The sequence below is a fragment of the Candidatus Sulfotelmatobacter sp. genome, from assembly GCA_035498555.1.
Classification (GTDB): Bacteria; Eisenbacteria; RBG-16-71-46; order RBG-16-71-46; family RBG-16-71-46; genus DATKAB01.
Window position 1 is genome coordinate 1 of sequence record DATKAB010000124.1, and the last position, 26,986, is coordinate 26,986.

Below are 26,986 nucleotides of genomic sequence, written 5' to 3' on the forward strand. Positions count from 1 at the left end.
TTCCTCCGGTTTATCACCGGCAGTCTCCTTAGAGTGCTCAGCATTATCCGTTAGCAACTAAGGACAAGGGTTGCGCTCGTTGCGGGACTTAACCCAACATCTCACGACACGAGCTGACGACAGCCATGCAGCACCTGTGCAGCGGCCCCGAAGGGAAAGTGTGTTTCCACACCCGTCCACTGCATGTCAAGTCTGGGTAAGGTTCTTCGCGTTGCGTCGAATTAAACCACATGCTCCACCGCTTGTGCGGGCCCCCGTCAATTCCTTTGAGTTTCAACCTTGCGGCCGTACTCCCCAGGCGGATCACTTAGTGCGTTAGCTGCGGCACTGGAGGGGTCGATGCCTCCAACACCTAGTGCTCACCGTTTACGGCTAGGACTACCGGGGTATCTAATCCCGTTCGCTACCCTAGCTTTCGCGCCTCAGCGTCAGTATCGGGCCAGATGAGCGCTTTCGCCACCGGTGTTCCTCCTGATATCTACGCATTTCACCGCTACACCAGGAATTCCCTCATCCTCTCCCGTACTCAAGCCAAGCAGTTTGGGATGCAGATCCTCGGGTAAGCCGAGGCATTTCACATTCCACTTACTTGACCGCCTGCACGCCCTTTACGCCCAGTGATTCCGAACAACGCTCGCTCCCCCCGTGTTACCGCGGCTGCTGGCACGGAGTTAGCCGGAGCTTATTCGCCGGGTACCGTCAAACGACCAGATTGTTCACCTGATCGCATTTCTTCCCCAGCAAAAGGAGTTTACAACCCAAGGGCCTTCATCCTCCACGCGGCGTCGCTCGGTCAGGGTTTCCCCCATTGCCGAAGCCTCTCGACTGCTGCCTCCCGTAGGAGTCTGGGCCGTATCTCAGTCCCAGTGTGGCTGACCATCCTCTCAGACCAGCTACCCATCGTCGCCTTGGTGGTCTTTTACACCGCCAACTAGCTAATGGGACGCGAAGCCATCTCCGACCGATAGCTTATAAATAGAGGCCACCTTTGACCTCAGGACCATGCGATCCCGTGGTCTCATGCGGTATTAGCACTCCGTTGGGAGTGTTATCCCCCTGATGAAGGCAGGTTTCTCACGCGTTACTCACCCGTTCGCCACTCTACTCGAGGAGTTACCCCCTCTTTCGCGTACGACTTGCATGCCTAATCCACGCCGCCAGCGTTCGTTCTGAGCCAGGATCAAACTCTCCGTGGTAAAAAACGGAGATCAAGCGAGCAGGCCGAAGCCCACCCGCCTGGATCATTTGCAAGGAAATGAAACCGCACCCACGCCTCGAAATCGAGACGATGTGCGCGGGCCTCGCGCGGGCATTCAGAAGTTGCGTGCGCTATTCAATTATCAAAGAACGAAGTCGATCTCGCTCTTTCCTGCGGAAAAAGCGGACGGGGAACTTAGCCTCTGTCGTGGGGTGAAGTCAACCGAAGAATCTTGAGAGGGCACAATTCCCTGCAGCGACAGCAATATGGCGGCGTCGGCCGGTTCTGTCAACCCCCCGGCGGAAGGGTTTTTGCCAGCTCCCGCATCATCCGCGCAAGTAGCTACAGCACAGAGCGTTAAGGCACATACCGCTTCATCTTCCGCCCGGCGCGCAGCACGAACGGATGGCCGGGGTCTTGCGCGGCTTCAGGGTCGCCGACCCTTTCCCCGTCCACACTCACCGCGCCCTGCGAGATCAGTCGCCGGGCCGCCCCGCGCGACTCGGCGAAACCCGCCGCGAGCAGGAACTCGAGCAACTTCGGCCGTCCTCCATCCTTCGCCGCGGCCGTCACCGCCGCGCGGCCGAACTCCGCCAGATCCCGCGGCACTTCCCTTCGGCTGAACTGCGCCTCGAACGATTCGCGCGCGCGCCGTGCCGCTTCCTCGCCGTGATACATGCGAACCAGACGCTCCCCGAGCCGCTTCTTGATCGACATCGGATTGATGCCCGCGTCACCGAGTTCGCGCTCGATCGCCTTCAGCTCGTCGGCGTCGGCGTCGGTCACCAGCCGCCAGAACATTTCCAGCACGGAATCGGGAAGGCTCATCACCTTTCCGAACATGTCGGCCGGCGGATCCGCCACGCCGATGTAGTTGCCCAGGCTCTTGCTCATGCGTTGCTTGCCATCGAGGCCCGGCAGCACGGGAAGCGTCATGGCGATCTGCGGCAGCTCGCCGTAGTCCTCCTGGATCACGCGGCCGATCAGCAGATTGAACTTCTGCTCGGTGGCACCGAGCTCGACGTCGGCCTTCACGATCAGCGAGTCGTAGCCCACCATCATGGGATACAGCAGCTCGTGGAGCGCGATCGGGTGCTGTGCCTCGAATCGTTTCGCGAAATCGTCGCGCTCGAGCATGCGCGCCACGGTGTAGCGCGAGCAGAGACGCGCGACCTCGAGAAAGCTCATCTTGCCGAGCCATTCGCTGTTGCGCCGAACCTCGACCGGCAGTCGCGGCGGCGCGGGATCGCGATCGAGCACGCGGTAGAACTGCTCGAGATAGGTGCGCGCGTTGGCCTCGACCTCCGCCTGTTCGAGCTGCGGGCGCGTCTTGTTGCGACCGCTCGGATCTCCGACCATCGCGGTGTAGTCGCCGACGATCAGCACGATTCGGTGGCCGAGATCCTGAAACTGGCGGAGCTTTCTCAATCCGACCGTGTGGCCGAGATGGATGTCGGGCGCGGTGGGATCGAACCCCTGTTTGACGCGCAGCGGCCGATTCTCTCGCGCGGCGAGCCGAAGGCGCTCGAGCAGCGCACCTTCGGGCAGGATCTCTTCGGTCCCCCGCGCCAGCAGCTCGAATTGACGTTCCGGTGTCATGGTTTTCTCAAGCTCCCGCCCGAATGCGCCGATGACGAAGGGCGCGATACTAGTGGGCAGAGTCCCGGCCAACAACTCCGCGCGGCGCCGCGACTTCGCGGGGAGGCGTCGCGCTCGAGCATCGACTCATCCAAACCGACGCAGAGTTGACCCTCCGTGAGCGTGACACCTAGACTCCGGCCGCCAAGGAGCCCGTTCTGAATCTTCCGTCCTCCGTCCAAGACACCGCGGTTCGCGCCGCGCGCCGCTTTCCCTGGAAGCAGTTCCTGCTGCTGGTCATGGTGGCGCTGTTCGGCGCGGCCGGCGCCGTGTTCGGCATCGTCCAGTGGCTGGGTCGTGATCTTCCCTCGCCGGACCAGCTCACGGCGATCCAGACCCCGGTCAAGACGCTGGTGTTCGATGATCGCGGCCGGGTGCTCCACGAGTTCTACAAGGAGAACCGCTCGGTCATCCCGCTGCGCCTGGTGCCGCGGAACCTGATCAACGCGACGCTCTCGACCGAAGATCGCAATTTCTACGAGCACTGGGGCGTAGACCTGTGGGGCGTCGCCCGCGCCGCGATCACCAACGTGCTGAAGATGCGGCGCGCCGAGGGCGGCAGCACCATCACGCAGCAGCTCGCGCGCAACCTGTTCCTCACCCACGAGCGCACGATCACCCGCAAGCTCAAGGAGATCGCGCTCGCCATGCGCATCGAGCGCGCCTACTCGAAGGATCAGATCCTGCAGATGTACTTCAACCAGATCTACTTCGGCGAAGGCGCCTACGGGGTCGAGGCCGCCGCCAAGACCTTCTTCGGCAAGCCGATCCAGGACCTCACGCTGCCCGAGTGCGCGCTGCTGGCGGGGCTTCCCGCCAATCCCAGCCTCTATTCACCGCGTCGCCGGCCCAATGCGGCACTCGCGCGGCGCTCCAAGGTGCTTCGCAACCTGCTGGTGACCAAGTCCATCACCCAGGTCGAGTTCGACAACGCGATTCACGCTCCGCTCGGAGTGACCACGGTCCGCTACAGCAACGATCGCGCGCCCTACTTCGTGGAAATGATCCGCCAGCATCTGGAGGAACGCTATGGCTCGAACGCCGTGTACGAGTCGGGCCTGAAGGTCTACACCACGCTCGACATCGATCTGCAACAGGTCGCCGAGCGCGCGCTCGAGAAGCAGCTGACCTCGCTCGAGGCCGAGCTCAGGCTCAAGGAGACGCGCGCCAACTTCGTGCCTCCCGAGGGCGACAGCGCGCGCGCCGCCGAGGGCACGCCCTACCTGCAGGGCGCGCTGGTGGCGATCGACCCGCACAACGGCTCGATCCGCGCGCTGATCGGCGGTCGTGACTTCAATCAGAGCAACTTCAATCGCGCGGTGCAGGCGCGGCGCCAGGCGGGTTCGGCGTTCAAACCGTTCGTGTACGTGGCGGCTATGGACAACGGCTTCCGGCCCACCGACGTGATCGTGGACGAGCCCGTGTCGTTCCCGGCCGGCGACGGCACGCTTTATCAGCCCGCCAACTATGACCGCACGTTCCGGGGGCCGGTGACGCTTCGGTACGCGCTCCAGCAGTCCATCAACATCCCGGCGATCAAGCTGCTGCGCAAGGTCGGAACGTCGCTGGTGGCGAGCTACGCGCGGCGGATGGGTATCCGCAGCCCGATCGGCCAGAACCTCTCGATGGCGCTCGGCAGCAGCGAGGTGACGCTGCTCGAGCTGACCTCGGCGTACTGCGTGTTCGCGAACAGCGGCGTTCGCAACGACCCGCTGTTCATCCTGCGCGTCGAAGACCGGAACGGCACCGTGCTCGAGAAGAACGCGCCGCGTCCCACCGAGGTGTTGTCGGCGCAAACCGCGGCGGTGATGACCTCGATGCTCGAGAGCGTGATGGACCACGGCACCGGGCATCCCGCGCGCGACCGCGGCTTCCTGCTGCCCGCGGCCGGCAAGACCGGCACTATGGACGAGTACATGGACGCCTGGTTCGAGGGCTACATCCCGAGCCTGGTGTGCGGTGTGTGGGTCGGCTACGACGTGAAGAAGACGATCGGGGCCAACATGACGGGCGCTCGCGCCGCTCTTCCGGTGTGGACCGACTTCATGATCGGCGCAACCCGCGGGCGGCCCACCGAGGATTTCTCGATGCCGGCGGGCATGGTGACGCGTCAGGTGTGCGCCGAAACCGGAATGCTGGCGACCGATGCCTGTCCCGACGTCACCAACGAGATGTTCAGCGAGGGCTCGGAGCCGACCGAATACTGCAGCGCGCATCCCGGCAAACCGCTGTCGCCGCCGGTGACGCCCGCGCTCTCGACCACCACCGAGGTCGCGCATCCCGACCTCAGGGAACTCGATCGCTCGGATCGCGCCCGCGATCGGGAGCACATCAAGATTCGCTGAGCCCGGCGCGAGCGGGCTCGCGCCTCATTCCAGCCGCTCGAACACCAGATCGGCGGGAGCCGCCGGCGGCGCCGTGGCCTCGATCGAGAAGCATGCCGCCACGCGAGCCGCGGCCACGCGATCCTCGCGGGCCAGCATCAGTCGTGCGAAGGCTTCACCGCGCTTCACGCGTTCTCCACGCGAGCGCAACATCGTGAGCCCGACGCGCGGATCGATCGCGTCCTCCTTGCGGAGGCGGCCGCCTCCCCATTCCACCAACAGCTCGCCCAGGCGGTCGCACTCGCAGCCCGCGAGGACGCCCTCGCGGTCCGCGACGACCTCCACGCTGGCCGGCGCCGGGTGCAAACTTCCCTTTGCGCGCAGCTCGGAGAGATCGCCGCCCTGGGCCTCCACCATGCGTTCGAACTTTTCGAGCGCGGCGCCGGAATCCAACGCCCCCTCCACCTGCTCTCGCGACTTCTGGCGAGGGGCTTCGCCGGCCAGTGAAACCATCTCGGCGGCGAGCGTGAGGGTCAGCTCTCGCGTGCCGGCCACCCGTTCGCCACGGAGCACCCGCCACGACTCGGTCACTTCGAGCGCGTTCCCCACCGCCTCGCCGATCGGCCAGCTCATGTCGGTGACGAACGCCGCGGCGCGCGCGCCCAGCGCTCGCGAGGTCGCCACCAGCCGGCGCGCCAGCCCGCGCGCGGCGTCCCGGGTCTTCATGAAGGCGCCGCTTCCGCTCTTCACGTCGTAGACCAGGGCGCTGGCGCCCTCGGCGATCTTCTTGCTGACGATGCTCGGGACGATGAAATAGTCGCGCTCGACAGTCGAGGTCACGTCGCGCAGTGCGTACAGCCGGCCGTCAGCGGGCGCCAGGTCCGGCCCCTGGCCGACCATCACCACGCCGACGCGATCGAGTTGCGCGCGCAGCTCGTCGGGCGTGAGCCGCGTGCGGAAACCCGGGATGCTCTCGAGCTTGTCGAGCGTTCCGCCGGTATGGCCGAGGCCGCGGCCCGAAACCATCGGCACCAGCACCCCGCAGGCCGCGACCAGCGGCGCGAGGATCAGGGAAATCTTGTCGCCGACGCCGCCGGTGGAATGCTTGTCGGCGGTCGGACGACCCAGGGCGCTCCAGTCGAAGACATGGCCCGAGTGGAGCAACGCCTGAGTGAGCGCGTCGGTCTCGGCGTCGTCGAGGCCGTTCAGGTAGGCGGCCATCAGCCACGCGCTCACCTGATAGTCGGGAATGGCGCCCGTGCCGTGACCCTCGATGAACGCGCGGATCTCTTCGGGCGCGTGCCGGCCGCCGTCGCGCTTCACGCGCAGGAACGCGCGCGGATCGAGCGCGGAACTCAGTATCCCTTCCCAGCCGCGGCCTCGCCGCGCACGATCTTGACGCCCGCCGAGGCGCCGATGCGAGTGGCGCCGGCCGCCACCATGGCTTCGACATCTTGCTTGGTGCGCACCCCACCGGACGCCTTGACGCCCATCTCGGGGCCCACGGTTTCCCGCATGAGCTGAATGTCCTCGACGGTGGCGCCCCCGCCGCCGAATCCGGTCGATGTCTTGACGAAGTCGGCGCCCGCCGCCTTGGCGAGCGTCGAGCCCATGATCTTCTCCTCGCGCGTGAGAAGCGCGGTCTCGAGGATGACCTTCACCACCGTGTCCTTCCCGACCGCCTGCACGACGCCGCGAATGTCCTGCTCCACCAGCGCATAGTCTTTGGACTTGAGCGCACCGATGTTGATCACCATGTCGACTTCCTCGGCGCCCTGCTCCACCGCCCGGCGCGCTTCGTAGGCCTTGACGTCGGGAAGATGCGAGCCGAACGGGAAGCCGATCACGGTGCAGACCTTGACCCCGCTCCCCTTCAGCAGCTCCCGGCACACCGGGACCCAGTTGGGATTCACGCACACCGACGCGAAGCAGTATTGAGCGGCCTCGCGACAGAGCTGTTCGATTTGCGCGCGATCCGCGTCGGGCTTGAGCAGCGTGTGGTCGATGAGCGACGCGAGGCCGTCGGAGGCCGGGCAGTAGCCCACCGTCGCCACCACGCGCGCGGCGCCGGCGGAATGGAGCGTTCGCGTCTCCTCGGGGCCGCTGGCGCCCGAAATGCTGAACATCCTGAGCCGCTCTCGCGTGACGGCATCGCTGGTCTCGGTGACGCGCACCGACGGCGGGGGCGCGCTGGCCACGGAAGCCGACGGCCTGGGCGGCGCCGGCTTCTCCGCCGGGGCGCCCTGCAGCCGTTCCATCACCGCGCGGGTAATGGTCTCGACCAGCTCATCGCGCTCGCGGCTCATCGCGACCGTCCCGGAAAGTCGAACGCGAACGGGAGCAGCTCGCTCAGCCGGCGTTCGAGAATGCGCCCGCCCGGTCCCCGCCAGATCACCCAGAGATCGGGCGCAAATTCGTGGAGCACCTGCCGGCAGGCGCCGCACGGCGAGGCGCCGTGCCGGTTCCCGGCCGAGACCGCGATCGCTTCGAAATCACGAAGCCCCTCGCTCACCGCGTTCCAGATCGCGTTGCGCTCGGCGCAGATCGAAAGCCCGAACGAGGCGTTCTCGACGTTGCAGCCGAGCGTCACCCGGCCGTCACGGCCGAGCAGCGCCGCCCCCACCGCGAATCCCGAGTAGGGTGAATGCGAGAAACGGCGCGCCTTCTCGGCCTCGCCGATCAGCCTCGCGGGAGGCCACAGCCGCTGGTTCGGGGACCGCGAAGTCCGGCGCCGGGCGGGCGTCACGCACGCACCTCGCGCAGAAAGCTCTTCCCCGCCGGTGGCCGAGTCAGGCCGAACAGCTCGGAGAGCGTCGCGCCGACGTCGGCGAAGGTGTCGCGCGTGCCGAGGTCCACTCCCGGGCGCACCCGCGGGCCGCCGATCAGCAGCGGGACGTACTCGCGCGAATGGTCGGTGCTCGGTGTGGTCGGATCGTTGCCGTGGTCGGCGGTGATCATGCACAGCTCGTCGGAGCGAAGCACTCCCAGCAGTTCCTCCACGCGCTCGTCGAACTCCTCGAGCGCCCGCGCGAAACCCGCGACGTCATTCCGGTGGCCGTAGAGCTGGTCGAAATCCACCAGATTGGCGAAGACTAGCCCCTGTCCCTCCCGGCGCGCCAGCGAAGCGAGCACGTCCTCGCCCTCGGCGTTGCCGCGCGTGTGGATCGCTTCCGTGACGCCGCGAGCCGCGAACAGGTCGTCCACCTTGCCGACGGTGATCACCGGCCAGCCCGCCGCGGTCAGGCGATCGAGCACGGTGGGCTCGGGCGGATCGAGCGAGAAGTCCCGCCGATTCGGGGTGCGGGTATAGGCGCCCGGCGATCCGATAAAGGGCCGCGCGATGACGCGGCCGACGGCGTGCTCGGGCGGAAGCGCGCGCCGGACGATGCGGCAGATCCGGTAGAGCTCTTCGAGCGGGAGGGTCTGCTCGTGCGCCGCGATCTGGAAGACGCTGTCGGCCGAGGTGTAGACGATCGGCCGGGCCGTGCGCTGGTGCTCTTCGCCGAAGCGGGCGATCACCTCGGTGCCGGATCCCACCACGTTGCCCATCCATGGCCGCCCGGTCTCGCGCGCGAGATGCTCGAGCAGGTCTTCGGGGAAGCCGCGCGGGTAGGTGGGGAACGGCCGCTCGGAGATCACGCCCATCATCTCCCAGTGGCCGGTGGTGCTGTCCTTGCCCTTGGATCGCTCGCCCATCTTTCCGCGCGCGCCGACGGGACTCGACAGCGCGCGCACCCCGGGCAACGAGACCAGATTGCCGAGGCCGAGCCGCTCGAGCCTCGGCAGCCGCAACCCGTTCATGGCTTCGGCGACGTGCCGCAGCGTGTCGCTGCCGGCGTCGCCGTAGTCGGCGGCGTCGGGCAGAGCGCCGACGCCCACGCCATCCAGCACGATCAGGAAGACGCGCATCGCTCAGGGGTGCCGTGCGGCGGCCAGCGCCTGCGCGCGCATGCGGAAGTGGTCGGCCGCCTGCGCCGCCCATTCGGCGCTCTCGCCCACCAGCGAAGTCAGTTTCACCGGCCGGCCTTCGCGCAGGTAGATGCGCGTCACCCGCTTTCCGATCGTGCACATGATCTCGTAGGGGATCGTCTCGCTCTGCCGCGCGACCTCCTCGAGCGGCAAGACCGCGTCACCCTGCGAACCGAACAGCGTGACCTCGTCGCCGAGGGCGGCGTCGGGCACCTCGGTGAGATCCACCATGGTCAGATCCATGGTCACCCGTCCGAGGATCGGAACGCGCGCCCCGCGCACCAGCATCTCTCCGCGATTGGAGAGCAGCCAGGAGTAGCCGTGGCCATAGCCCACCGCCACCACGCCGCTCCGGGTCGGGCGCGACGTCACGAAAGTGCGGCCGTAGCTGATGGTGGCGCCGGCCGGCAGGTCGCGCACCTGCACCAGGCGGCTCTTGAACGCCATCACCGGCTCGAGTGGCACCTCCGCGCGGGAATGGGGCGGCAGGTGCCCGTACGCCGCGAGCCCGAGACGCACCCAGTCGAAGCCCGCGTCGGGCAGATTGAGGGTCCCCGCGCTGTTGGAGGCGTGCAGTCGCGGCGGCCGGATGCCGCGTGCGGCCAGCCGCGATACCAGCTCGCGAAAGCGCGTCAACTGGCGCTGAGAGAAGCCGAGATCCTCGGCGTCGGCATCCGGGAAGTGGGTGTAGAGGCTGGCGAGCCGGATGCCGGGCAGGCGCGTCAGCTCGGCGAGGAACTGCTCGGCCGATTCCTCGAGCACGCCGATCCGGCCCATGCCGGTGTCGATCTCGACGTGACAACGCACCGGGCGGCCCGACTTCGCCGCCGCCGCCGACACCGCACGGGCGAATTCGAGATCGCACACGGTGGGGTCGAGCCCGTGACTCAGCGCTTCGCCGATCTCGCCGGGAACCAGTGGCGAAAGCACGATGATCGGCAGCTCGCACCCGGCCTGACGGAGCTGGATGCCCTCGTGAAGCGTCGCGACGCCCAGGCAGGCGACGCCTTCCCGGGCGCCGGCCTCGGCGATCTCCACCGCGCCGTGGCCGTAGGCGTCGGCCTTGACGACCAGCAGGATGTCGGCAGGAGCGCGCCGCGCGCGCCCGGAACCCGCCCCGCCCTCGCTCGCGCCCGCGCGCGAGGCGAGCAGCGAGCGGATCGCGCGCAGATTGGCGGCGAAACGATCGAGATCCACCTCCACCCAGGTGGAGACGGGCATCGGCATGCGTGGATTCTCCGGAATTCGCGGCCGCGCTGAAGCGACCGCAGCATAGTCGGCGCGATGAGACGAGGCAACGCGCGCCGCTTTGCCGGCCGCGAAGGCCTCCCCTATGCTCGGCGCATGAGCGACCGTGAATCCACCGCGTTCCAGGAACTGGTCGCGGTCTGCCGGCGTCTGCGCGGTCCCGACGGCTGCCCCTGGGATCGCGAGCAGACCCTGGCCAGCATGACGCCGTACCTCACGGAAGAGGCGGTCGAGTCGGGTGAGGCGATCGCCTCGGGGAATCCCGATGCGACCGCCGAGGAGCTCGGAGATCTCGCGTTCCTCGCGATCTTCTGCCTCGAGCTGCTGGGCGAAAGCGGAGGCCCGGGACTGGCGGACGGCCTCGAGCGCGCCGCGCAAAAGCTGATTCGGCGCCATCCGCACGTCTATGGCGACGCCAAGGTGTCGGACGGCGACGGCGCCTACCGCCAGTGGCAGGAAATCAAGCGCGCCGAGAAATCCGGCGGCTCGGAGCACGTCTCGCTGCTGGGCGAGCAGCCGAAGGGCTTGCCGGCGCTGGTCGGCGCCTTTCGCATTCAGGAGAAGGCGGGTGCGGTGGGCTTCGACTGGCCCGAGAGCTCCGGGGCGCTGTCCAAGGTGCGCGAAGAGCTGGGCGAGATCGAGCGCGAGATGGGTCGCGACACCACGCCGGCGCTGGCGCGCGAAATCGGCGATCTGCTGTTCTCGGTGGTCAATCTCTCGCGACACCTGGGCGTCGATCCCGAACGCGAGCTGCGCGCCGCTTCGCATCGATTCCGCGACCGCTTCCATCACATCGAGCGGCGGCTCGCCGAGCGCGGCCTGTCGCCCTCGCAGGCCTCGCTCGAAGAAATGGACGCGCTGTGGGAAGAAGCCAAGCGCTTGAACGCGGCGCTGGGCGGAGAGCGCACTTCATGAACTCGACCACACCCTCGAGAGCCGCGGCGCTATTTCTTCAACTGGTGCTCGGGCTGCAGCAGAGCGGGATGATGGCGCTCGGCAAGCTGATGAACCCGATCACGCGCAAGATCGAGACGAATCTCGAGGTGGCGCGCGACACCATCGACACGCTGGCTGCGATCGAGGCGCGGACGCGCGGCAATCTCGAGCCCGACGAGGAGCGTGTGCTGCGCCAGGTGCTGACGGAGCTGCGCATGAACTACCTCGACACCGTGAAGAAGAGCACGGGCGCCACGCCGCCCGCCGACCAGGGCGCGCCCGGCGGATCCGGCGGGTCCGGCGGGTCCGGCGAAGTGCCCAACCAATGACTCCGCCGATCGCATGACTCCGCCGATCGCACGCACGCCGATGATCGAGCGCGGCATGCTCGGGCCGGCGCGGCTATTGCGGCTGGCGCATGGCAAAGCGAGCGCGTTCGATCTGGAATTCTTGCTCGCGCTCGAAGCCGAACTCGCGGCGGCCGAGGCCGAAGGCGCGCCGGCCATCGTGCTCACCGGCACCGGCGCGATCTTCTCGGCGGGAGTGGACCTGGTGCGGTTGCGCGATGGCGGAGCCGCCTACGTCCGGGAGTTTCTGCCGGCGCTCGGCCGGTGCTTCGAGCGATTGTTCTACCTCCCGCGCCCGACCGTTGCGGCCGTCAATGGGCACGCGATTGCCGGCGGCGGCGTGCTGACGCTGGCCTGCGATCGGCGCGTCATGAGCCGCGGCAATGGCCGGATCGGTCTTCCCGAGTTGAAAGTGGGGGTGCCGTTTCCCACGCTCGTGATCGAGATCATCCGCGCCACGCTTGCCCCTGACGTGGCGCAGGAGATCGTGCTCGCCGGCGCCACCTACGAGCCCGAGCAGGCGCTCGCGCGCGGGCTGGTGGACGAAGTGGTCGACCCGGAGCGCTTGCTCACGCGCGCCGAGGAGATCGCGCGCGATCTCGCCGCGGTGCCGCCGACCAGCTATCGCCTGAGCAAGGAGCGGCTGCGCCGGCCGGCACGCGATGCCTGCCGGCAGTTCGGCGCGGCCGAAGACGCCGCCACGCTGGCGGCGTGGTCGTCGCCCGAGGTGCTGGAAGCGGTGCGCGCCTACGTGGCGCGCACGCTCGGCAAGTGACCGCGTGACGCCTCCGGCCGAGCTGCCCGAGGTCGATCCGGACATTCGGCGCGCCGAGACGCTGCCCGGCCGCCTTTACGCCGATCCCGAGCTGTTCGCTCGCGCCCGCGATCGCGTGTTCGTTCCGAGCTGGCAATTCGTGGCGGATCTCGATCGCGTCAAGGTGCCCGGACAGGTGCACCCCTTCACGCTGCTCGATGGCCTGTTGAGCGAGCCGCTGCTGCTGACCCGCGACCGCGACGATCGCGTGCATTGCCTCTCCAACGTCTGCACGCATCGCGGCACGCCGGTGTGCGAGGGCGACTCGGTCGAGAATTTCTTGCGCTGTCGCTACCACGGGCGGCGCTTCGCGCTCGATGGGCGCTTCCTCTCGATGCCGGAGTTCGAGCAGGTCGAGAACTTCCCGTCGGAGCGGGATCATCTGCCGAAAGTGCCGCATGGCGCCTGGGGCAAGCTGGTCTTCGCCTCGTTGGCCCCGGCACTGCCTCTCGAGAAGCTGCTCGCGCCGCTCGACCAGCGCTGCGGCTGGATGAAGACGTTCGATGCCGCGTTCGACGCGACCCGCGCGCGCGACTACCTGGTGCGGGCGCACTGGGCCCTCTACGTCGAGAACTACCTCGAGGGCTTTCACATCCCCTACGTGCACGCCGGCCTGGCCGAGGCCATCGACTACGGCGAGTACCGGACCGAGTTGTTCGAGGGATCGAGCCTGCAGCTCGGGGTGGCCAGTGGAGAAGAGGAGGTCTTCGATCTGCCCAAGGCTTCGCCGGACTTCGGCCGGAAGATCGCGGCCTACTGGTGGTGGCTCTATCCCAACACCATGCTGAATCTCTATCCGTGGGGCATCTCGGTGAACGTGGTGCGACCGCTGGCCCCCGACCTCACGCGCGTTTCGTTCCTTCCCTACGTCTGGGACGCGTCGCGGCTCGACCGCGGCGCCGGCGGTTCGATCGACCGCGTCGAGCGCGAAGACGAGGCGGTGGTGGAGAGCGTCCAGCGCGGCATGCGCTCGCGTCTCTACACGCGCGGCCGCTACTCTCCGGCGCGCGAGCAGGGTGTGCATCATTTCCATCGGATGCTGCTCGGGGCGCTCGGCGCAGGCTGAGCGAAGCGCGCGAGCGAGATTCTCGAACGAGACAATTTGTCTCTTGACTTCAAGTGCGAGCACTGCGCGAGCAGTGCTCGATGTGTTTTCTGGCGTGCTCGCCAGCGCGCGCACGATGCGCCCGAAACGCGGTTCGCGCTCGTGCGATGAATATTCTCGGCTGCGCTCACGATCCGCGATCTGCGTTGAAATCCGTGCGTCGAAAAGTGCCGTGATATGAAATAACGTGCAGCCCCCGATCACCCGCCCCCGCGGGAAGTCCCATGAACTCGTTTTCGAGATTGCACCGGACCAACGACCAGCTTCGCCAAGACGTCAAGGTTTCCGCCGCTGGAGAGCGCGCGGCAACGGCCAGCTTTCTCGCCGACATCGCGGAATACGAATTTCGGAAGCTCCATCTCGCGGAAGGATGCGACTCGACTTACGCCTTCTGCGTTCGGGATCTGCACCTGTCCGAGTGGGCGGCTCTCAAGCGCATCCGGGTCGCCCGGCAGGGAAGGAAGTTTCCAGTGATCTTCGAAGCCCTTGCCGATGGCCGCCTTCATCTGGCGGGTGTCGTGCTGCTCGCTCCGCATCTCACCCCCGAGAACGTGACCGAGCTGGTGCGACTGGCGACGCACAGGACCAAGCGCCAGATCGAGAAACTGATCGCGAATCGCTTCCCGGGTCAGGCGCCGCCGGAGCGATGCATCGCCCTCCCCATGACTTCTGCGGTTCCTCAACTGGCCCCGGGGCCAGTACAGAAGCCTTCTGGAGAGGCTGCGGCAGTCGTTTCGTCTCCAACGCTCGCGGCCGGTGCTGAGCCGGTACCCCCGCCGCCAATCACGCCGGCCCCAGCCGCGCCGCCCCGTTTGACTCCCGTCGCGCCCCGGACCTACTCGCTTCAGGCAACGCTCGATGAGGAGGCGTACGAAAATCTCCAGCGTGCGCAAGAACTGCTGGGCCGCGCCTCCATCACCGGCTCGCTCGGGGACGTCCTCGGAAAGGCGCTGAAGCTCCTGGTGGCGGATCTCGAGAAGAAGAAGTTCGCGGCGACCTTGCGGCCCTTGGAGCGCTCGCCGCGCAAGTCAGGAGACCCGAGACATATCCCCGCTCGCGTAAAGCGCGCAGTTGCGAAGCGCGACGGCAATCGCTGCGCCTTCGTGGGTGACAACGGGAAGCGCTGCGACGCGCGTCACGGGCTCGAATTTGATCATGTCGTGCCGATCGCACGGGGTGGCGAGAGCAACGTCGCGAATTTGAGATTGCTCTGCCGAGCGCACAACCAGTTCGTGGCGGAGCGAACCTTCGGAGTTGCGTTGATGAACGGCAGGCGCCTCACCGCCACGGAAGCTCGAGCCAGCGCCACTGCGACGCCTGCACGACCGCATTAATGAGCCAGGGGTGGCGGACCTTTGGATCCCGCTCTAGAATAAAGAAAAGGAGCACTGACTATCTCGTTCATTGCAGCCTCCTCAGGAGGTCGGAATGAAGGCCCCCTACTCCACCATCGTCGCGGCAGCCATTGCGACCGCGTGCATCGGTTCGGTCGCGTCTGCCCAACCTTCGCGATTCACGTCCGTAGTCTCGGAGTACATGTATAGCGAACCCGGAGGGCACCTGTACGGGCACGTGCTGGTACACGATCGCGCGTTCAACCCGATCGTCGGCTCCAGTGTCGTGCTCGATTTCTCAGCCTGCGCCCAGTTCCACCCGTGCCCGATGGCGTGCACCGGCTGTGTCGTGGATCTGCAAGCGAAGACGATTCAAGAGTTCACCGACAGCCGCGGCCAGGTGGACTTCGATCTTCGAGTCGGAGGCAGCCCGGGATCGGCCATCGTACAGGTCTTTGCCGACGGCGTCTGGCTGGGAGACAGCGGTCTGGCCTCGGTCGACATGGACGGCGATCTCACTGTCACGGCGGCGGATCAGGCCGCAGTTCACGCTCTGATCGGTACCGACGACTACCACGCGGACTTCACTGGAGACCTCCGCGTGACGGGAGCCGACGAAGCGATCGTCGCGTCATACATCGGCGCTACCTGCAATCCCATGACGCCAGTCCGACCGACGACCTGGGGGACGCTGAAGTCGATTTACAGGTAGGCGCGCGAGGCCCGGCAACCTCAAGGCACCGCTCGATCGGCGGCCGAATTCGCTGACCGCTTACAGCGCCTGCAGCACTGCGCACTTGAGATAGTGCGTCTCCGGTACCGCCAGCAGCTGCGGGTGATCGGGCGACTCGGCGGTCCAGTCGAGCACGCGGAACGGCCGTTTCGCGAGCCGCGCGGCCTCGAGCAGCACCTGGCGGAACAGTGCGTCGTCGAGGTGATGGCTGCACGAACAGGTGATCAGCACGCCCTCCTCCTCGAGCAGGCCCATCGCCAGCCGATTGAGCTCTCGATAGGCGCGCGCGCCCGCTGCCAGATGCTTGCCGGACTTGATCAGCGCCGGCGGATCGGCGATCACCATGCCGAAGCGCTCTCCGGCCGCTTCCAGCTCGCGCGCCACGTCAAACACGTCGCCGCGCCGCAGCGTCGCGCCGGCGGCGCCACCGTTGCGCTCGAGATTGCGTGCTGCCGCATCCAACGCCGGCTGGGAGGCGTCCACCGCCAGCACGCTCGCCGCACCTCCGCGCCGTGCATGGAGCATCCACTCGCCCTGGTAGCAGAAGAGATCCAGCACGCGGCGCCCCGCGGCGCGCGACTCGGCCTGCCGCCGATTGAGCCGCTGATCGAGATAGAGTCCGGTCTTCTGGCCGTGCGCGAAATTCACCTCGAGCGCGAAGCCATCGAGTCTCACCTCGGCGCGCTCCGGCGCCTCACCCCACCACGGCGCCCGGTCGAGCGGCAGACCCTCGAGCCGCCGCAGCGGCGAGTCGGCCATGCGCCAGGCGCCCCGCGGCTTCCACACTGATTCGAGCGCCTCGCGGACCATCCCGGCCCGCCGCTCGATCCCCAGCGTCAGGATCTGGACCGCCAGCACGTCGCCGTAACGGTCCACCACCAGCCCGGGTGTCTGGTCGGCTTCGCCGTAGACCACGCGCGCCACCTCGGCGCCCGGCACCACACGCTCGCGGAATTTTCGCGCGCGTTCGAAACGCCGGACGAAGAACTCCACATCAATGGCATCGCGGCCGCGGGTGAGCAGGCGCGCCGCGATCAGGCTCCTGCGATTCCAGTAGCCGCGCCCGAGAAAAGCCCCGCGATGGTCACAGATTTCGACCAGATCGCCGTCGGAACAGTGGCCCTCGATGCTTCCGATTTCGTTCGAGAACACCCAGGGGTGCCCGCCGCGGACGCGGCGATCCTGGTGCCGGCGCAACAGAAGGCGCGCAACCGGCTCCGGCGACGGTGCGCGCTCGGCGCGGCCGCCCGCCTCGATCTCAGCCGTCACGGGAGACGCCGAGCGCGAGTCCGATCAGGCGATAGGTGAGTCGCGCGGCGAGGAAATCCGAAGTCACCTGCCCGGGCAGCGGCGCCAGCTCCACCACGTCCATTCCCACAATCTTCGAGCGCCTCGCCACGGCGGCGAGCAGATCCACGGCTTCGTACCAGTCGAGTCCCCCGGGTTCGGGCGTGCCGGTGCCCGGAACGATCGCGGGATCCAGCGCGTCGAGATCGAAGGTCACGTAGACGTGATCGGTCAGGCTGCCGAGGATCCGGCTCCAGTCTCCCTTCAGCGCCCGAAACTGCCGCACGCTCCAGATCGGCGCGGGATGTTCGTCGAGAAACTCCCGTTCCTCCTCGCTCAGCGAGCGGATGCCCACCGAGGCGGCCGGAACCATTTCCCGCACGCGGCGCATGACGCACGCGTGGCTGAATCGCGAGTCGAGATAGCGATCCCGCATGTCGGCGTGCGCGTCGAGCTGGAGCACGCTGAGCTTCGGGAACCGCGTGAACGCGGCCCGCACCGCTCCGGCGGTGAGACTGTGCTCGCCGCCCAGCATGACCGGCAGTTTCTTCTGATCGAGGATCCAGTCGACCGCCTGCTCGACCCGCTTCGCCATCTCCTCGGGCCCGAGCGCGGTCGGCTCCAGCTCGGGAAGGGTGTGGATGCCGCGCTGGTAGGTGGCGCCCAGCTCCTCGTCCCACAGCTCCATGTTCTGCGAGGCCGCGAGGATCGCGCGCGGACCCCACCGGGTGCCGCCCTGATAGGTGGTGGAGAAATCGTAGGGCGCGGGCAGGATCACCGCGGCAGCGCGCTCGAGCGCGGCGAACTGATCCGCGAGCCCGCCGAAATTGGACGGGAGTCCCACCGGCCAGTCGGGTTGCTTCATCGGGTCCTCCTCGACCGCGAACGCACTTCGGGCCCCGCCCGGAAACCGGACGAGGCCCGTCGATTGAAGGCGGAGTTACGCGGTTCGGGCGGCGGCCCGAGCCGGACGCGACACGCGGCGTCGATCGGCGCGCACCAGGTGGGCGGCGCCGTTCAGGGTCTTTGGGAACTCGGTGCCACGATCGAGAACCGTGCTCTCGACCTTGACCATCCCGAACGTCTTCTTGAGGTAGTCGGAAGCGAACTCGGCGTCGAAGTGCTTGCAGGAGAAGATGTCGACGCTCACGAAGTTCTTCTCGGGGAAGGTGTGGATGCTGATGTGGCTTTCGGCGATGAGGACGAAGCCCGAGAGCCCCCAGTCCTCTGGTTTCAGCCCGCTGTACTTGAACACATATGGCGGCATGATCTTCGTCATGCCGATCCGGGTGGGAAGTTCGTCCAGGATCCGATAGATGAGGTTGAGATCCTGAAGCTTGCCCTTGTCACACCCATAGCCATCGAGCATCAGGTGTGGGCCGAAACCGATCATTTCGTCAGCCACCTCCTCGCAACCATCGCGATGCGCGCCGATTCCCGAATCCGATCCGCATGATCAGCTACCGATCGTCCTCGTCCTCGTCCGCCATGTCTTCGAACTCTTCTTCGTCGTCGTCGAGGTATTCGTCGTCTTCGAAATCCTCTTCGAAGTCTTCGTCCTCGTCGCCGTACTCCTCATCATCATCGTCATCGAACTCGTCGTCCTCGAGGACTTCGTCATCGGCGAGCTCGTCTTCTTCGTCTCCGTAGTCCTCGGCTTCGTCGTCCGGCACGATGCCGAAGTCGTCGTCCTCGGGGACTCCCTTCTTCCTCGTCATGGCTCCCTCTCGGTCAGCCCGGCTGCGCAGCAACTCTCTGCGTTTCGCCCGGCGTCACCGTCCTCGACGCGCATTCGGATGCGTTGTGCCACTGTGAGATGCGCGCTCGTCTCCAAAGGCACCGGCAGTATACGGAGCGCCCTCCACCCGTCAATGAAAAATAGCCCGCCGGCCGAGAAGCGGGCGGGCGGGCGACCGAGGCAACTGAGGCGACCGAGCGCCGGAGCGACTCGGCCTCAGCCTTCGGGAGGGAATGGCGGGGTTGACGGGACTCGAACCCGCGACCTCCTGCGTGACAGGCAGGCGTTCTAACCAACTGAACTACAACCCCGCGGGCAACGGCCGTAATCGCGAGTCGCGAACACGGCTCAAGAGCGCGGCAGGTTATCCGCGGCGCCGCGAGAGTGTCAACCGCGAGCCGGCTGTAACATGCGCTTCCCGCGGGCTCCCACGCGGAGCGCCTTCAGTGGTAGAGCGTTTCCAGCCGCGCGCCCGGATAGTAGTGTTCGAGTATCTCGCGCGCTTTCGCGCCCGCCTGGGCCATGGCGAGCGCGCCGGTCTGACACAGGCCCACGCCGTGCCCGGAGCCCGCTCCGCTCGCCACGACCGCGGTCGCCGCGCGTGTGGCCGGATCCCGCTTCACGGCGAGCTTGAACAGGTTCGAGCGGAGAATGGCGCCGGGCTGGCCGCCGCGCCGCAGCACCAGCCGGATGACGTAGGCGGGAATTTCGACGACTCCGGTGGTGGTGGTGACTCGGAGGTCCCACACCCGCCCGGAACGCGAGCGCGAGGCCACCGAGGCGTCCACCAGATCTCCCCAGCCCGAGGGCGGCGGCGGCACCCCGTTCGCGGGGCCGAAGCGCGCCAGGTTGGCCATGAACTCGTCCGCCGTCCAGGTCTCCCGCCACCGGTAGTGCGCCGAGCCGGAACAGAAGTCCGTGCCGTGCGCGCGGTCGCGATGGCTGGTGAGGTAGCCGAGCGCCGGAGTCGGCCACGCCTCCCAGACCTCGGCCGAGATGCCCCCGCACGTCGAGCAGTAGTTGGCGCGGATCGGCTGGCCCTCCCACACCGCCACCTGGCCGCGCGTCTCGGCGACGCAGCGCGTGGCGAGCGGCTTCTCGCTCTCGACCGCGCCGTAGAACTGGTCCTCGACGGTGCCGAACAGATCGAACCCTTCCGCCGCCCGCCGGCCGCGATAGAAGAGGGTGTAGCTGCGCGCCGCGATCGCCTGCGCCCTGCCCGCCTCGATACGGTCGTCGCCCAGGGCTCCGATCTCGCTCGGCACCACGCCCTGCAGGTAGGTCTCGAGCGGCAGCCGCGCGACCAGCGTGAGGCGCCCGCGCGGGTTGAGGAACACCCCGAGCGCTCCGCGCCACTGCTTGCCGTTCCAGCGCGCCACCGGCCCCGTGGGCTGGAGCGCCGCGAGCCAGCAGGTGTCGCGCGGCGAGGACACGAACATGGTCTCCCAGGCTTTTGCGCGCAGGGTTTCGACTCGCACGCCCGAGGACTCGGCCCGGAGCCTCAGCGAGCCATGCGAGGGGAGATCGCGGGCGTCGGGCCAGGGGGCGTGGCGGAAGCTGGCGTTGTCGAGCGCCGCGAGCTGCAGGGTGTCCCGGTCCCATGCGAGCCCGACCGTCACCAGCGGCTCCTCGTGGAGGGCGAGTGGCGGCAATGGAGCCGGCGGCGGCGCGGCCGGCGGCACGGGCGCGGGTGTCGGGACTCCCGCGCCCGGCGGAGTGGGCGGTGCGGGCGGCGGCGCGCAAGATGCGACCAGCAGCGGGAGCAGCGCCACGGCGGCGCCGGCCCGCATTCGGAGCGGCCATCGCCTCATCGCCAGGCTCCGGGCGTGAGGTGCCCCAGCACCACGCGATGCCGCGCCCCGGTCGCGGCGGGCAGGTTGCCCGGCGCTCCGCACAAGGTCAGGTGGGCGAGCAGGGCGAACGCCATCGCCTCCTTCGCGGCCGGAGGCACGCCGAGCTCGGCGAGCGAATGTAACCTCGCCGGCGCGACACGCCGCTCGAGCGCCGCCATCATCGTGGCGTTCGCGACTCCCCCGCCGCTTGCGTAGACGGCGTCCACCGCGCCGCGCGGCCGCACGTAGCGCTCGATCGCTTCGCCGATCGAGGCGGCGGTCAGCTCGATGGCGGTGCGCGCGGCATCGGCTTCCGAGAGCCCCAGCGCGCGGGCGCGCTCCGCGAGCCGGGCCGCGAAATCCGCGCCGAAACGCTCGCGTCCGGTCGAGCGCGGCGGCGGCTGAGCGAAGAATGGATCGGCGAGCAGCTCGGCGAGCAAGCGCTCGTCGGCCGTTCCGCCGGCGGCGAAGGCGCCGTCCCGGTCGAAGCGCTCGCGCCCGGCGCTGCGCCGCCCCGCCAGCGCGTCGAGCAGGGCGTTACCCGGGCCCGTGTCGAAGGCGATTGCCCCTTCGTCGCCCCGCCCGCGCGGCAGCCAGGTGAGATTCGCCATCCCGCCGAGGTTCAGCAACACCCGGGATTCCTCGGACGATCGGAACAGCCAGGCGTCCGCGATCGGTACCAGCGGCGCACCCTCTCCGCCCGCGGCGGTATCGCGGCTGCGAAAGTCCGAGACCACCGCGATGCCGGTGCGTTCGGCGAGGATCGCGGCCGAGCCAATCTGCCAGGTGCGGGCGCCTTTCCCGGCGGCGCGTGGCAGATGGCGAATGGTCTGCCCGTGCGAGCCGATCGCGTCCACCTCGGTCGCGCCGATTCCTGCCTGCTCGAGCAGGGCGCCGACTGCGCGGGCGTAGCGCTCTCCCAGCTCGGCGTCCAGGTCCATCAGCTGCTCAGGGCCGAGGGATTCGGCCGAAGCGGCGGCCAGGATCTCGGAGCGCAAGGCGTCGTCGAGCGGGGTCTCGTGATACGCCCGGAGCGAGGGGCGCGCCGCGATGCCGCCGCCCATGAATTCGACCAGAGCCGCGTCCACGCCGTCCGCCGAGGTGCCCGTCATGAGACCGACGACGCGCGTCTCCCGCCGGCCGGCGTACTCGCGCACGCGCGTCCAGGCGTCGCTCATCGGTCCGGCATGGGCTCGCCGGGTGGCCGGCCGCCGGATCGCCGGCGAGGGCCGCTCACGGCTGCTCCTCGAGCGCGCGCCGCACGAATCCGGCCGCACGCGCGAGGCGCGCTTCAGCCGCGGCGCGATCCACGCCGCGCCCGAGCATGACGATCGCCGTCTTGACGCTGCCGCCCGCGGCGGCGATGGCGCGACCGGCTTCGTCGTAGCTCGCGCCGGTCACGGTCATCACCGTGCGGCGCGAGCGCTCGACCAGCTTTTGGCTGGTCGCCATCAGATCCACCATCATGTTCTCGTAGGCCTTGCCGACCCGAACGAACGCCGCGGTGGTGATCATGTTGAGCACCAGTTTCTGCGCGGTGCCGGCCTTCATGCGCGTCGAGCCCATCAACACTTCGGGGCCCACCACCGGACAGATCGCGACGTCCACGTCGAGACGGAACTCCTCGCGCGGCGTGCAGGTGACGTAGGCGGTTCTCGCTCCGAGCTCGCGCGCGACGCGCAGCGCCGCGACCACGAACGGGGTGCGGCGACTCGCGGCCAGGCCGATCACGGTGTCCTTCGGCCCGACTTGCCGCTCGCGAATCGCGGCCTCGCCCTCGGCCTCTCGATCCTCCGCGCCCTCCACGGCGCGCACCAGCGCACCGGGGCCGCCGGCGATAACGCCCTGCACCATCTCGGGCGGAGAGCCGAACGTGGGCGGGCACTCCGAGGCATCGAGCACGCCGAGCCGCCCGCTGGTGCCGGCGCCCACGTAGATCAGCCGCCCGCCTTCGCGAAAGGAGGCCACCACCAGCTCGACCGCGCGCGCGACGTAGGGCAGCTCGCGCGCCACCGCCTCGGGAACCGTGCGATCCTCGCTCGAAATGCGCTCCACGAGCGCCTGGGTATCGAGCGTGTCGAGATCGAGCGTGCGCGGATTGCGCTGCTCGGTGGCAAGGCGGGCGAATTCATGGAAGCGCGCGTGATCGTCCATGGCGCGTGGGACCTCGGGATGGGACGTCATCCGTGACGTCCGGGCAGGATGCCACGCGTCGTGGGAGGCCGCAACCGCCGGAGTTGACCCTGCCGCGCGCCAGCCCTAGCGTGATCGAATGCCCGAGCTCCCCGAGGTCGAAACCGTGCGCCGCATGCTGGAAGGCAACGTCGTGGGTCGCACCGTGAGAGCGATCCGGCTGTCGGGCCAACGGCTGCGAAGCCCGATCTCGCCGGTGGCGGTGCGACGGTTACGGCACCGACGGATTGACTCGATCGGCCGCCACGGGAAGTACCTGTTCCTCCATTTCGACGGCGGCCACACGCTCCTCTCGCACCTCGGAATGAGCGGGCGCTGGCTGTTCTCGCCGAGTCCGCCCGATGCGCCTCTGCCCCATGTCCACGCGCGCTTCGAGTTCGAAGACGGAAGCTCGCTCCGCTACCAGGATCCTCGCCGCTTCGGCCTGCTGCGCGTCGTGTCGAGCGACCGACTGGGCCACGAACCGGAGCTGAGATCTCTCGGTCCCGATCCGATCGCCAACGGGTTTGCCGCCGAGGATCTCGCCGCGCGTGCGCGCGGCCGGCGGGTCGCGGTCAAGTCGTTCCTGCTCGATCAGCGTCAGCTCGCCGGCATCGGCAACATCTACGCCAGCGAGATCCTCCATCGCGCGCGCGTTCACCCGAGCCGGGCGGCCGGCCGGATCGTCGCGCGCGAATGGAACGCGATCGCCCGCTCCACGAGAAAGGTGCTCCTCGAGGCGATCGCGCGCTCCGGCACCACGTTCAGCATGTACCGGACGCTCTGGAACGAGCCGGGGCAGTACGGCGAGCAGCTCCGCGTCTACGACCGGGGCGGCCAGCCCTGTCGCGATTGCGGCACCGCGATCCGCCGGGTGGTCCTGGGGCAACGGTCCACCTTCTTCTGCCCTAGCTGCCAGCCGCGAGTAACAACAAAGCGGAAAAAATAGTCTATAAAGATCGTTGCCCTTGGGGCGGCGGCCGCTTACCTTGTCCCCTGCCCTCAGTGGGGGTGTTCCCCACCCGGCATATCCCGTAACAGCCATTCTGTTTCCACGACCCATCCGTCATGGAGGACTCGTGACGTTTGCCTCACTCGGGCTGCCCGCGCCCATTCTAAAGGGCGTGCGGGCGGCAGGGCTCACCGAGCCCACTGCCATTCAAAGCCGCGCCATCCCCGTGATCCTCCAGGGCAACGACCTGATCGGCAATGCCCAGAGCGGAAGCGGCAAGACCGGCGCGTACATCCTTCCCATCCTGGCGAGACTGCTCGACAGTCCGCCGCGTCTTCGGGCGATCGTTCTCACCCCGACGCGCGAGCTGGCCTCCTACGTCGAGACTCGGGCGCGCGACTACGCGCGCTTCACCGAGGTTCGGATCGGAGTCGTGTTCACGGGCGCCCCGCTCTCGGCGCAGGAGAAGATGCTGCGCGAGAATCCGGTGGACGTGCTGGTCGCCACCCCGGGTCGTCTGCTCGAGCTTCACGCGCGTGGCGTCCTCAATTTCGAGGATGTCGAAGTGCTGGTGCTGGAGGAGGCCGATCGCATGATCGCGATGGAGCTCGCGACCGACTTGCGCAAGCTCCTCAAGCTGCTGCCGGAAACGCGCCAGACCCTGATGTTCACGATGACATTGCCTCCCGAGCTCAACCGGCTCGCCAAGGAGGCTCTGGTCGAGCCGGTGCGGGTGGATCTCGCCCCGGTCAGCAAGAGCGGCACCGGGATCACCCAGGCGATCTATCCCGTGCCGCGCGATCTCAAGTCGGACCTGCTCAGCGAGCTACTCTCGCGCGCGGAGGTGCGCAACACCATCCTGCTGGCTCGCGCGCGGGCCGGCGCCGAGCGCTACGCGCGCCAGATGGCGAAGCGCGGCTACACCGTGCAGATTCTCGACGAGCATCCGAGTCAGAACCAGCGCGAGCAGCTGGTGGACGATCTGAAGCGCGGCCGACTCCAGATCCTGGCTTCGAGCGACGCGGCGGCCCGCAGCCTCGACCTGACCGGCGTGGCGCACGTGATCAACGCCGACGTCCCGCAGACGCCCGAAGACTACGTGCACCGGCTCGGTCGAGCGGGCGCGCCCGAGGCGGCCGGCGACGTATTCACGCTGATGAGCCCCGAGGAGCAGAAGAACGTCGCCGCGATCGAGCGGCTGGTGGGACGGGCGATCCCGCGCGTGCTCCTGCCCGACTTCGACTACAACATGCACCCGACGGAGTTCCAGCAGGTGGTGGGCTATGGCGACGAACCACCGCTCGCGCGTCGCATGGCCGCCGGACTCCAGCTCGCCGCCTCCAAGATCGCGGCCGTGCCCAAGGGGGCCGGCGCCAAGGCGGCGGTCAGCCGGGTGGCCACGGCCCCACCGGCGCGTCCCGCCGCGCCGCTCAAACCCGTCTCGGGCAACAACGACCATCGCCAGGCCGGCAGCAAGACGCCGAAGGGCGCGCGGCCCGCGACCCGGGCGGTGAAGAGCGCATCACCGGGATCGCGCTCGAGCACGCGGCCGCGCCGCGCGCCGCGACCGGCGGCGAGAAAGCGCTAGGCGGGGCGGTTCTCGACGAACTCCCGCGCGCGCTGGAATGCCGCGCGCAGGGAGTCGGCGTCGGCGGCGGTGATCTGGAGGTAGTCGGAGCCGCCGCCGCCTTTGCCGGCCGCGATCGCGCGCAGCGTCTCGGCGAGCGGTCGAAGATCCGGCCCCGGCCCCTTGCGGCGCGCCACCACCAGCACCGGTTCGGGTGACGCGGCGGCCACCACTGCCCACGGAGCGCCCGCTTCCAGGCACTTGAGCGCCAGCCGCCGCACCTCTTCTCGCGAGCGCGACTCGGTGAGATCGGCCACGCCGCGCGGTGGATCGCCGACCCGCTCCCGGGCCTCGGCCAGCAGCAGTCGATCCGTCAGCTCGTCGAGTCGCTTGCGGAGCGCGTCGCGCTCCTCGGCCGCCCTTTCGAGATGGGCGAGCAGGTCGCGATCCTTCAGGGTGCGCCGGCGCGCGCCCTCCAGCAGCGCCTCGGTGCGCCAGGCGTGATCGGAGAGCGAACGCGCGCCGCACAGGAATTCGACGCGCACGTTGCCCCGCACCTTCTCCCAGCGCACGATCTTGATCGCCCCGACTTCGCCAGTGTGGCGGGTGTGCGTCCCGCCGCACGCCGACAGATCCCAGTCGGCGATCTCGACGATGCGAATGCGACCCGTGACCTTGGGAGGCTTGCGCAGCGCGAAGCGGCCGACGTGCTGATCGTCCGTCCAATGGAGCCGGATTTCGCGATTCTCCCAGATCACCCGATTGGCGGCCTGCTCGACGCGGTCGATGAGCTTCCAGTCGGCGTCGGCAAGCGCCAGCTCGACGGTGCTTCGCTCCTCGCCCAGGTGGCAGGAGAGCGTCGCCACGTCGAGCGTGCGTTCGAACGCGGCCGAGAGCAGGTGCTGGCCGGTGTGCTGCTGCATGTGATCCAGCCGGCGCGGCCAGTCCACGCGGCACTCCACCTCGCCCGTCGGGACCGCCGCGGCGGTCACGTGCGCGATCCGTTCGCCTTCGTCGATCACCTCGACCACCGGCACGCCCGCAATCGTTCCGCCGTCCTGCGGCTGCCCGCCCGAGGTCGGATAGAGCGCCGTGCGATCCAGGTAGACGCGCCCGTCGCCGGCAGTCTCAACCACCGAGGCGCGGAATTCTTTGAGGTAGGAATCGACGTAGTAGAGCCGCTCGGTCATCAGACCCACTCGAGCGCGCCCTTCTTCCAGGCCCACACGTACCCCACCACCAGGATGGCGAGGAACACGGCCACCTCGGCCACGCCGAACCAGCCGAGCTGCCGGTACCGCACGGCCCACGGGAACAGGAAAATCGTTTCTACATCGAAGATGACGAAGAGAATAGCGATGATGTAGAAACGTACGGTGTAGCGGCCGCGGGAATCGGATAACGGCTTGATGCCGCATTCGTACGGTTCCAACTTGGTGGCGGAAGGGGCTGATGGACGGATCAGTTTGGCGAGTAGAATTGTGGCGACCGGTAACAGGATCGCCAGCGCCAGGAAGATGAAAATCGGGACGTATCCCGCTGGCATGGCAACCTCAATATAACACCTATACATCGTGGTGGAAACCGTCATAATGAGGAAGGCAAAACCATGCCGGACCCCCGCGAAATCTACTCCTTGCGTATGGAGGAGCGCCGCGCCAGCCTTGTCGTGCAGGAACGGCGGCATCGCACGATGGGGACTCTGCAACTGGCCGCGGTGGGTGCTGCGTTAGCGTTAGTGGCGCTTTCGCTGTTCGGTGGGTGGTTCTCGGTCGCGTGGGTCGTCGTGCCG

25 protein-coding genes, 1 tRNA gene and 1 rRNA gene are annotated in these 26,986 nt (G+C 68.1%); 10 read left to right on the forward strand and 17 right to left on the reverse strand.

The window, feature by feature from the left end; translation table 11 throughout:
• Together VMJ70_10670 and tyrS are read right to left on the reverse strand one after the other, a co-directional pair.
• A 16S ribosomal RNA gene (locus tag VMJ70_10670) occupies positions 1-1,196 on the reverse strand; the annotation flags it as partial.
• 359 nt (positions 1,197-1,555) lie between these two features.
• Entirely contained in the window at positions 1,556-2,797 is a 1,242-nt protein-coding gene (tyrS, locus tag VMJ70_10675; protein HTO91581.1) for a tyrosine--tRNA ligase, read from the reverse strand.
• Between the two features lie 278 nt (positions 2,798-3,075).
• On the opposite strand from tyrS, the gene VMJ70_10680 reads away from it, so the two are divergent.
• On the forward strand, positions 3,076-5,181 hold the full coding sequence (locus VMJ70_10680; protein ID HTO91582.1) for a PBP1A family penicillin-binding protein: 2,106 nt from the start codon (positions 3,076-3,078) through the stop codon (positions 5,179-5,181).
• A 24-nt stretch (positions 5,182-5,205) separates the two neighbouring features.
• On the opposite strand, the gene VMJ70_10685 is transcribed toward VMJ70_10680, so the two are convergent.
• From VMJ70_10685 to alr, 5 genes are read right to left on the reverse strand one after another with little or no spacing between them, the layout of a single operon-like run.
• Positions 5,206-6,522, reverse strand: a complete 1,317-nt coding sequence (locus tag VMJ70_10685) for a thymidine phosphorylase (GenBank protein HTO91583.1) — start codon at positions 6,520-6,522, stop codon at positions 5,206-5,208.
• A complete protein-coding gene (deoC, locus tag VMJ70_10690) occupies positions 6,516-7,466 on the reverse strand; it encodes a deoxyribose-phosphate aldolase (GenBank protein HTO91584.1) in 951 nt (316 codons plus the stop codon). The genes VMJ70_10685 and deoC overlap by 7 nt, the downstream gene beginning before the upstream one ends.
• On the reverse strand, positions 7,463-7,906 hold the full coding sequence (gene cdd / locus VMJ70_10695) for a cytidine deaminase (GenBank protein HTO91585.1): 444 nt from the start codon (positions 7,904-7,906) through the stop codon (positions 7,463-7,465). The genes deoC and cdd overlap by 4 nt, the downstream gene beginning before the upstream one ends.
• The gene (locus VMJ70_10700; GenBank protein HTO91586.1) at positions 7,903-9,069 is read right to left on the reverse strand and encodes a phosphopentomutase; all 1,167 of its coding nucleotides are present in this window, start codon (positions 9,067-9,069) and stop codon (positions 7,903-7,905) included. The genes cdd and VMJ70_10700 overlap by 4 nt, the downstream gene beginning before the upstream one ends.
• 3 nt (positions 9,070-9,072) lie before the next feature.
• Complete coding sequence (gene alr / locus VMJ70_10705) at positions 9,073-10,356, reverse strand: alanine racemase (protein ID HTO91587.1); 1,284 nt, start codon at positions 10,354-10,356, stop codon at positions 9,073-9,075.
• Between the two features lie 117 nt (positions 10,357-10,473).
• On the opposite strand from alr, the gene mazG reads away from it, so the two are divergent.
• The 6 genes from mazG to VMJ70_10735 all read left to right on the forward strand — a co-directional run bounded on the left by mazG (position 10,474) and on the right by VMJ70_10735 (position 15,625).
• Positions 10,474-11,292, forward strand: coding sequence for a nucleoside triphosphate pyrophosphohydrolase (mazG, locus tag VMJ70_10710; GenBank protein HTO91588.1), 819 nt, complete (start codon positions 10,474-10,476; stop codon positions 11,290-11,292).
• The gene (locus VMJ70_10715; GenBank protein ID HTO91589.1) at positions 11,289-11,642 is read left to right on the forward strand and encodes a DUF1844 domain-containing protein; all 354 of its coding nucleotides are present in this window, start codon (positions 11,289-11,291) and stop codon (positions 11,640-11,642) included. Before mazG ends, VMJ70_10715 begins: the two co-directional genes overlap by 4 nt.
• Before the next feature lie 13 nt (positions 11,643-11,655).
• Entirely contained in the window at positions 11,656-12,435 is a 780-nt protein-coding gene (locus VMJ70_10720; GenBank protein ID HTO91590.1) for an enoyl-CoA hydratase/isomerase family protein, read from the forward strand.
• 4 nt (positions 12,436-12,439) lie between these two features.
• Positions 12,440-13,540 (forward strand): aromatic ring-hydroxylating dioxygenase subunit alpha, encoded by a 1,101-nt coding sequence (locus VMJ70_10725; GenBank protein ID HTO91591.1) that lies wholly within the window; start codon positions 12,440-12,442, stop codon positions 13,538-13,540.
• A 509-nt stretch (positions 13,541-14,049) separates the two neighbouring features.
• On the forward strand, positions 14,050-14,913 hold the full coding sequence (locus VMJ70_10730) for an HNH endonuclease signature motif containing protein (protein HTO91592.1): 864 nt from the start codon (positions 14,050-14,052) through the stop codon (positions 14,911-14,913).
• Between the two features lie 94 nt (positions 14,914-15,007).
• Positions 15,008-15,625, forward strand: a complete 618-nt coding sequence (locus VMJ70_10735; protein ID HTO91593.1) for a hypothetical protein — start codon at positions 15,008-15,010, stop codon at positions 15,623-15,625.
• 60 nt (positions 15,626-15,685) lie between these two features.
• Here the strand turns inward: VMJ70_10735 and VMJ70_10740 are convergent, their stop codons facing one another.
• From VMJ70_10740 to murQ, 8 genes are all read right to left on the reverse strand, one after another.
• Entirely contained in the window at positions 15,686-16,915 is a 1,230-nt protein-coding gene (locus VMJ70_10740) for a class I SAM-dependent rRNA methyltransferase (GenBank protein ID HTO91594.1), read from the reverse strand.
• A complete protein-coding gene (gene speB, locus VMJ70_10745; GenBank protein HTO91595.1) occupies positions 16,905-17,798 on the reverse strand; it encodes an agmatinase in 894 nt (297 codons plus the stop codon). Before speB ends, VMJ70_10740 begins: the two co-directional genes overlap by 11 nt.
• A 75-nt stretch (positions 17,799-17,873) precedes the next feature.
• Positions 17,874-18,326 carry an adenosylmethionine decarboxylase gene (gene speD / locus VMJ70_10750; protein ID HTO91596.1) on the reverse strand — a complete coding sequence of 151 codons (453 nt, stop codon included), beginning with the start codon at positions 18,324-18,326 and terminating at the stop codon, positions 17,874-17,876.
• A gap of 67 nt (positions 18,327-18,393) precedes the next feature.
• Positions 18,394-18,651: a hypothetical protein gene (locus VMJ70_10755; protein HTO91597.1), complete on the reverse strand. Its 258-nt coding sequence runs from the start codon at positions 18,649-18,651 to the stop codon at positions 18,394-18,396.
• A 254-nt stretch (positions 18,652-18,905) separates the two neighbouring features.
• Positions 18,906-18,982 (reverse strand) — tRNA-Asp (locus VMJ70_10760).
• Positions 18,983-19,114: 132 nt separating this feature from the next.
• Positions 19,115-20,482: a SpoIID/LytB domain-containing protein gene (locus VMJ70_10765; protein ID HTO91598.1), complete on the reverse strand. Its 1,368-nt coding sequence runs from the start codon at positions 20,480-20,482 to the stop codon at positions 19,115-19,117.
• Positions 20,479-21,681 carry an anhydro-N-acetylmuramic acid kinase gene (locus VMJ70_10770; GenBank protein ID HTO91599.1) on the reverse strand — a complete coding sequence of 401 codons (1,203 nt, stop codon included), beginning with the start codon at positions 21,679-21,681 and terminating at the stop codon, positions 20,479-20,481. Before VMJ70_10770 ends, VMJ70_10765 begins: the two co-directional genes overlap by 4 nt.
• Before the next feature lie 55 nt (positions 21,682-21,736).
• Positions 21,737-22,657, reverse strand: coding sequence for an N-acetylmuramic acid 6-phosphate etherase (gene murQ, locus VMJ70_10775; protein ID HTO91600.1), 921 nt, complete (start codon positions 22,655-22,657; stop codon positions 21,737-21,739).
• Between the two features lie 118 nt (positions 22,658-22,775).
• Between murQ and mutM the strand changes: the two genes are divergently transcribed.
• Together mutM and VMJ70_10785 are read left to right on the forward strand one after the other, a co-directional pair.
• Positions 22,776-23,624 carry a bifunctional DNA-formamidopyrimidine glycosylase/DNA-(apurinic or apyrimidinic site) lyase gene (mutM, locus tag VMJ70_10780; protein HTO91601.1) on the forward strand — a complete coding sequence of 283 codons (849 nt, stop codon included), beginning with the start codon at positions 22,776-22,778 and terminating at the stop codon, positions 23,622-23,624.
• Positions 23,625-23,754: 130 nt separating this feature from the next.
• The gene (locus VMJ70_10785) at positions 23,755-25,215 is read left to right on the forward strand and encodes a DEAD/DEAH box helicase (protein HTO91602.1); all 1,461 of its coding nucleotides are present in this window, start codon (positions 23,755-23,757) and stop codon (positions 25,213-25,215) included.
• Here the strand turns inward: VMJ70_10785 and VMJ70_10790 are convergent.
• Positions 25,212-26,384: an alanyl-tRNA editing protein gene (locus VMJ70_10790; GenBank protein HTO91603.1), complete on the reverse strand. Its 1,173-nt coding sequence runs from the start codon at positions 26,382-26,384 to the stop codon at positions 25,212-25,214. The genes VMJ70_10785 and VMJ70_10790 overlap by 4 nt on opposite strands.
• Complete coding sequence (gene ndhC, locus VMJ70_10795; GenBank protein HTO91604.1) at positions 26,384-26,740, reverse strand: NADH-quinone oxidoreductase subunit A; 357 nt, start codon at positions 26,738-26,740, stop codon at positions 26,384-26,386. The genes VMJ70_10790 and ndhC overlap by 1 nt, the downstream gene beginning before the upstream one ends.
• Positions 26,741-26,803: 63 nt before the next feature.
• Here ndhC and VMJ70_10800 point away from each other — a divergent pair.
• Positions 26,804-26,986 (forward strand): hypothetical protein (locus VMJ70_10800; GenBank protein ID HTO91605.1); only part of this gene is annotated, 183 nt, incomplete at its 3' end.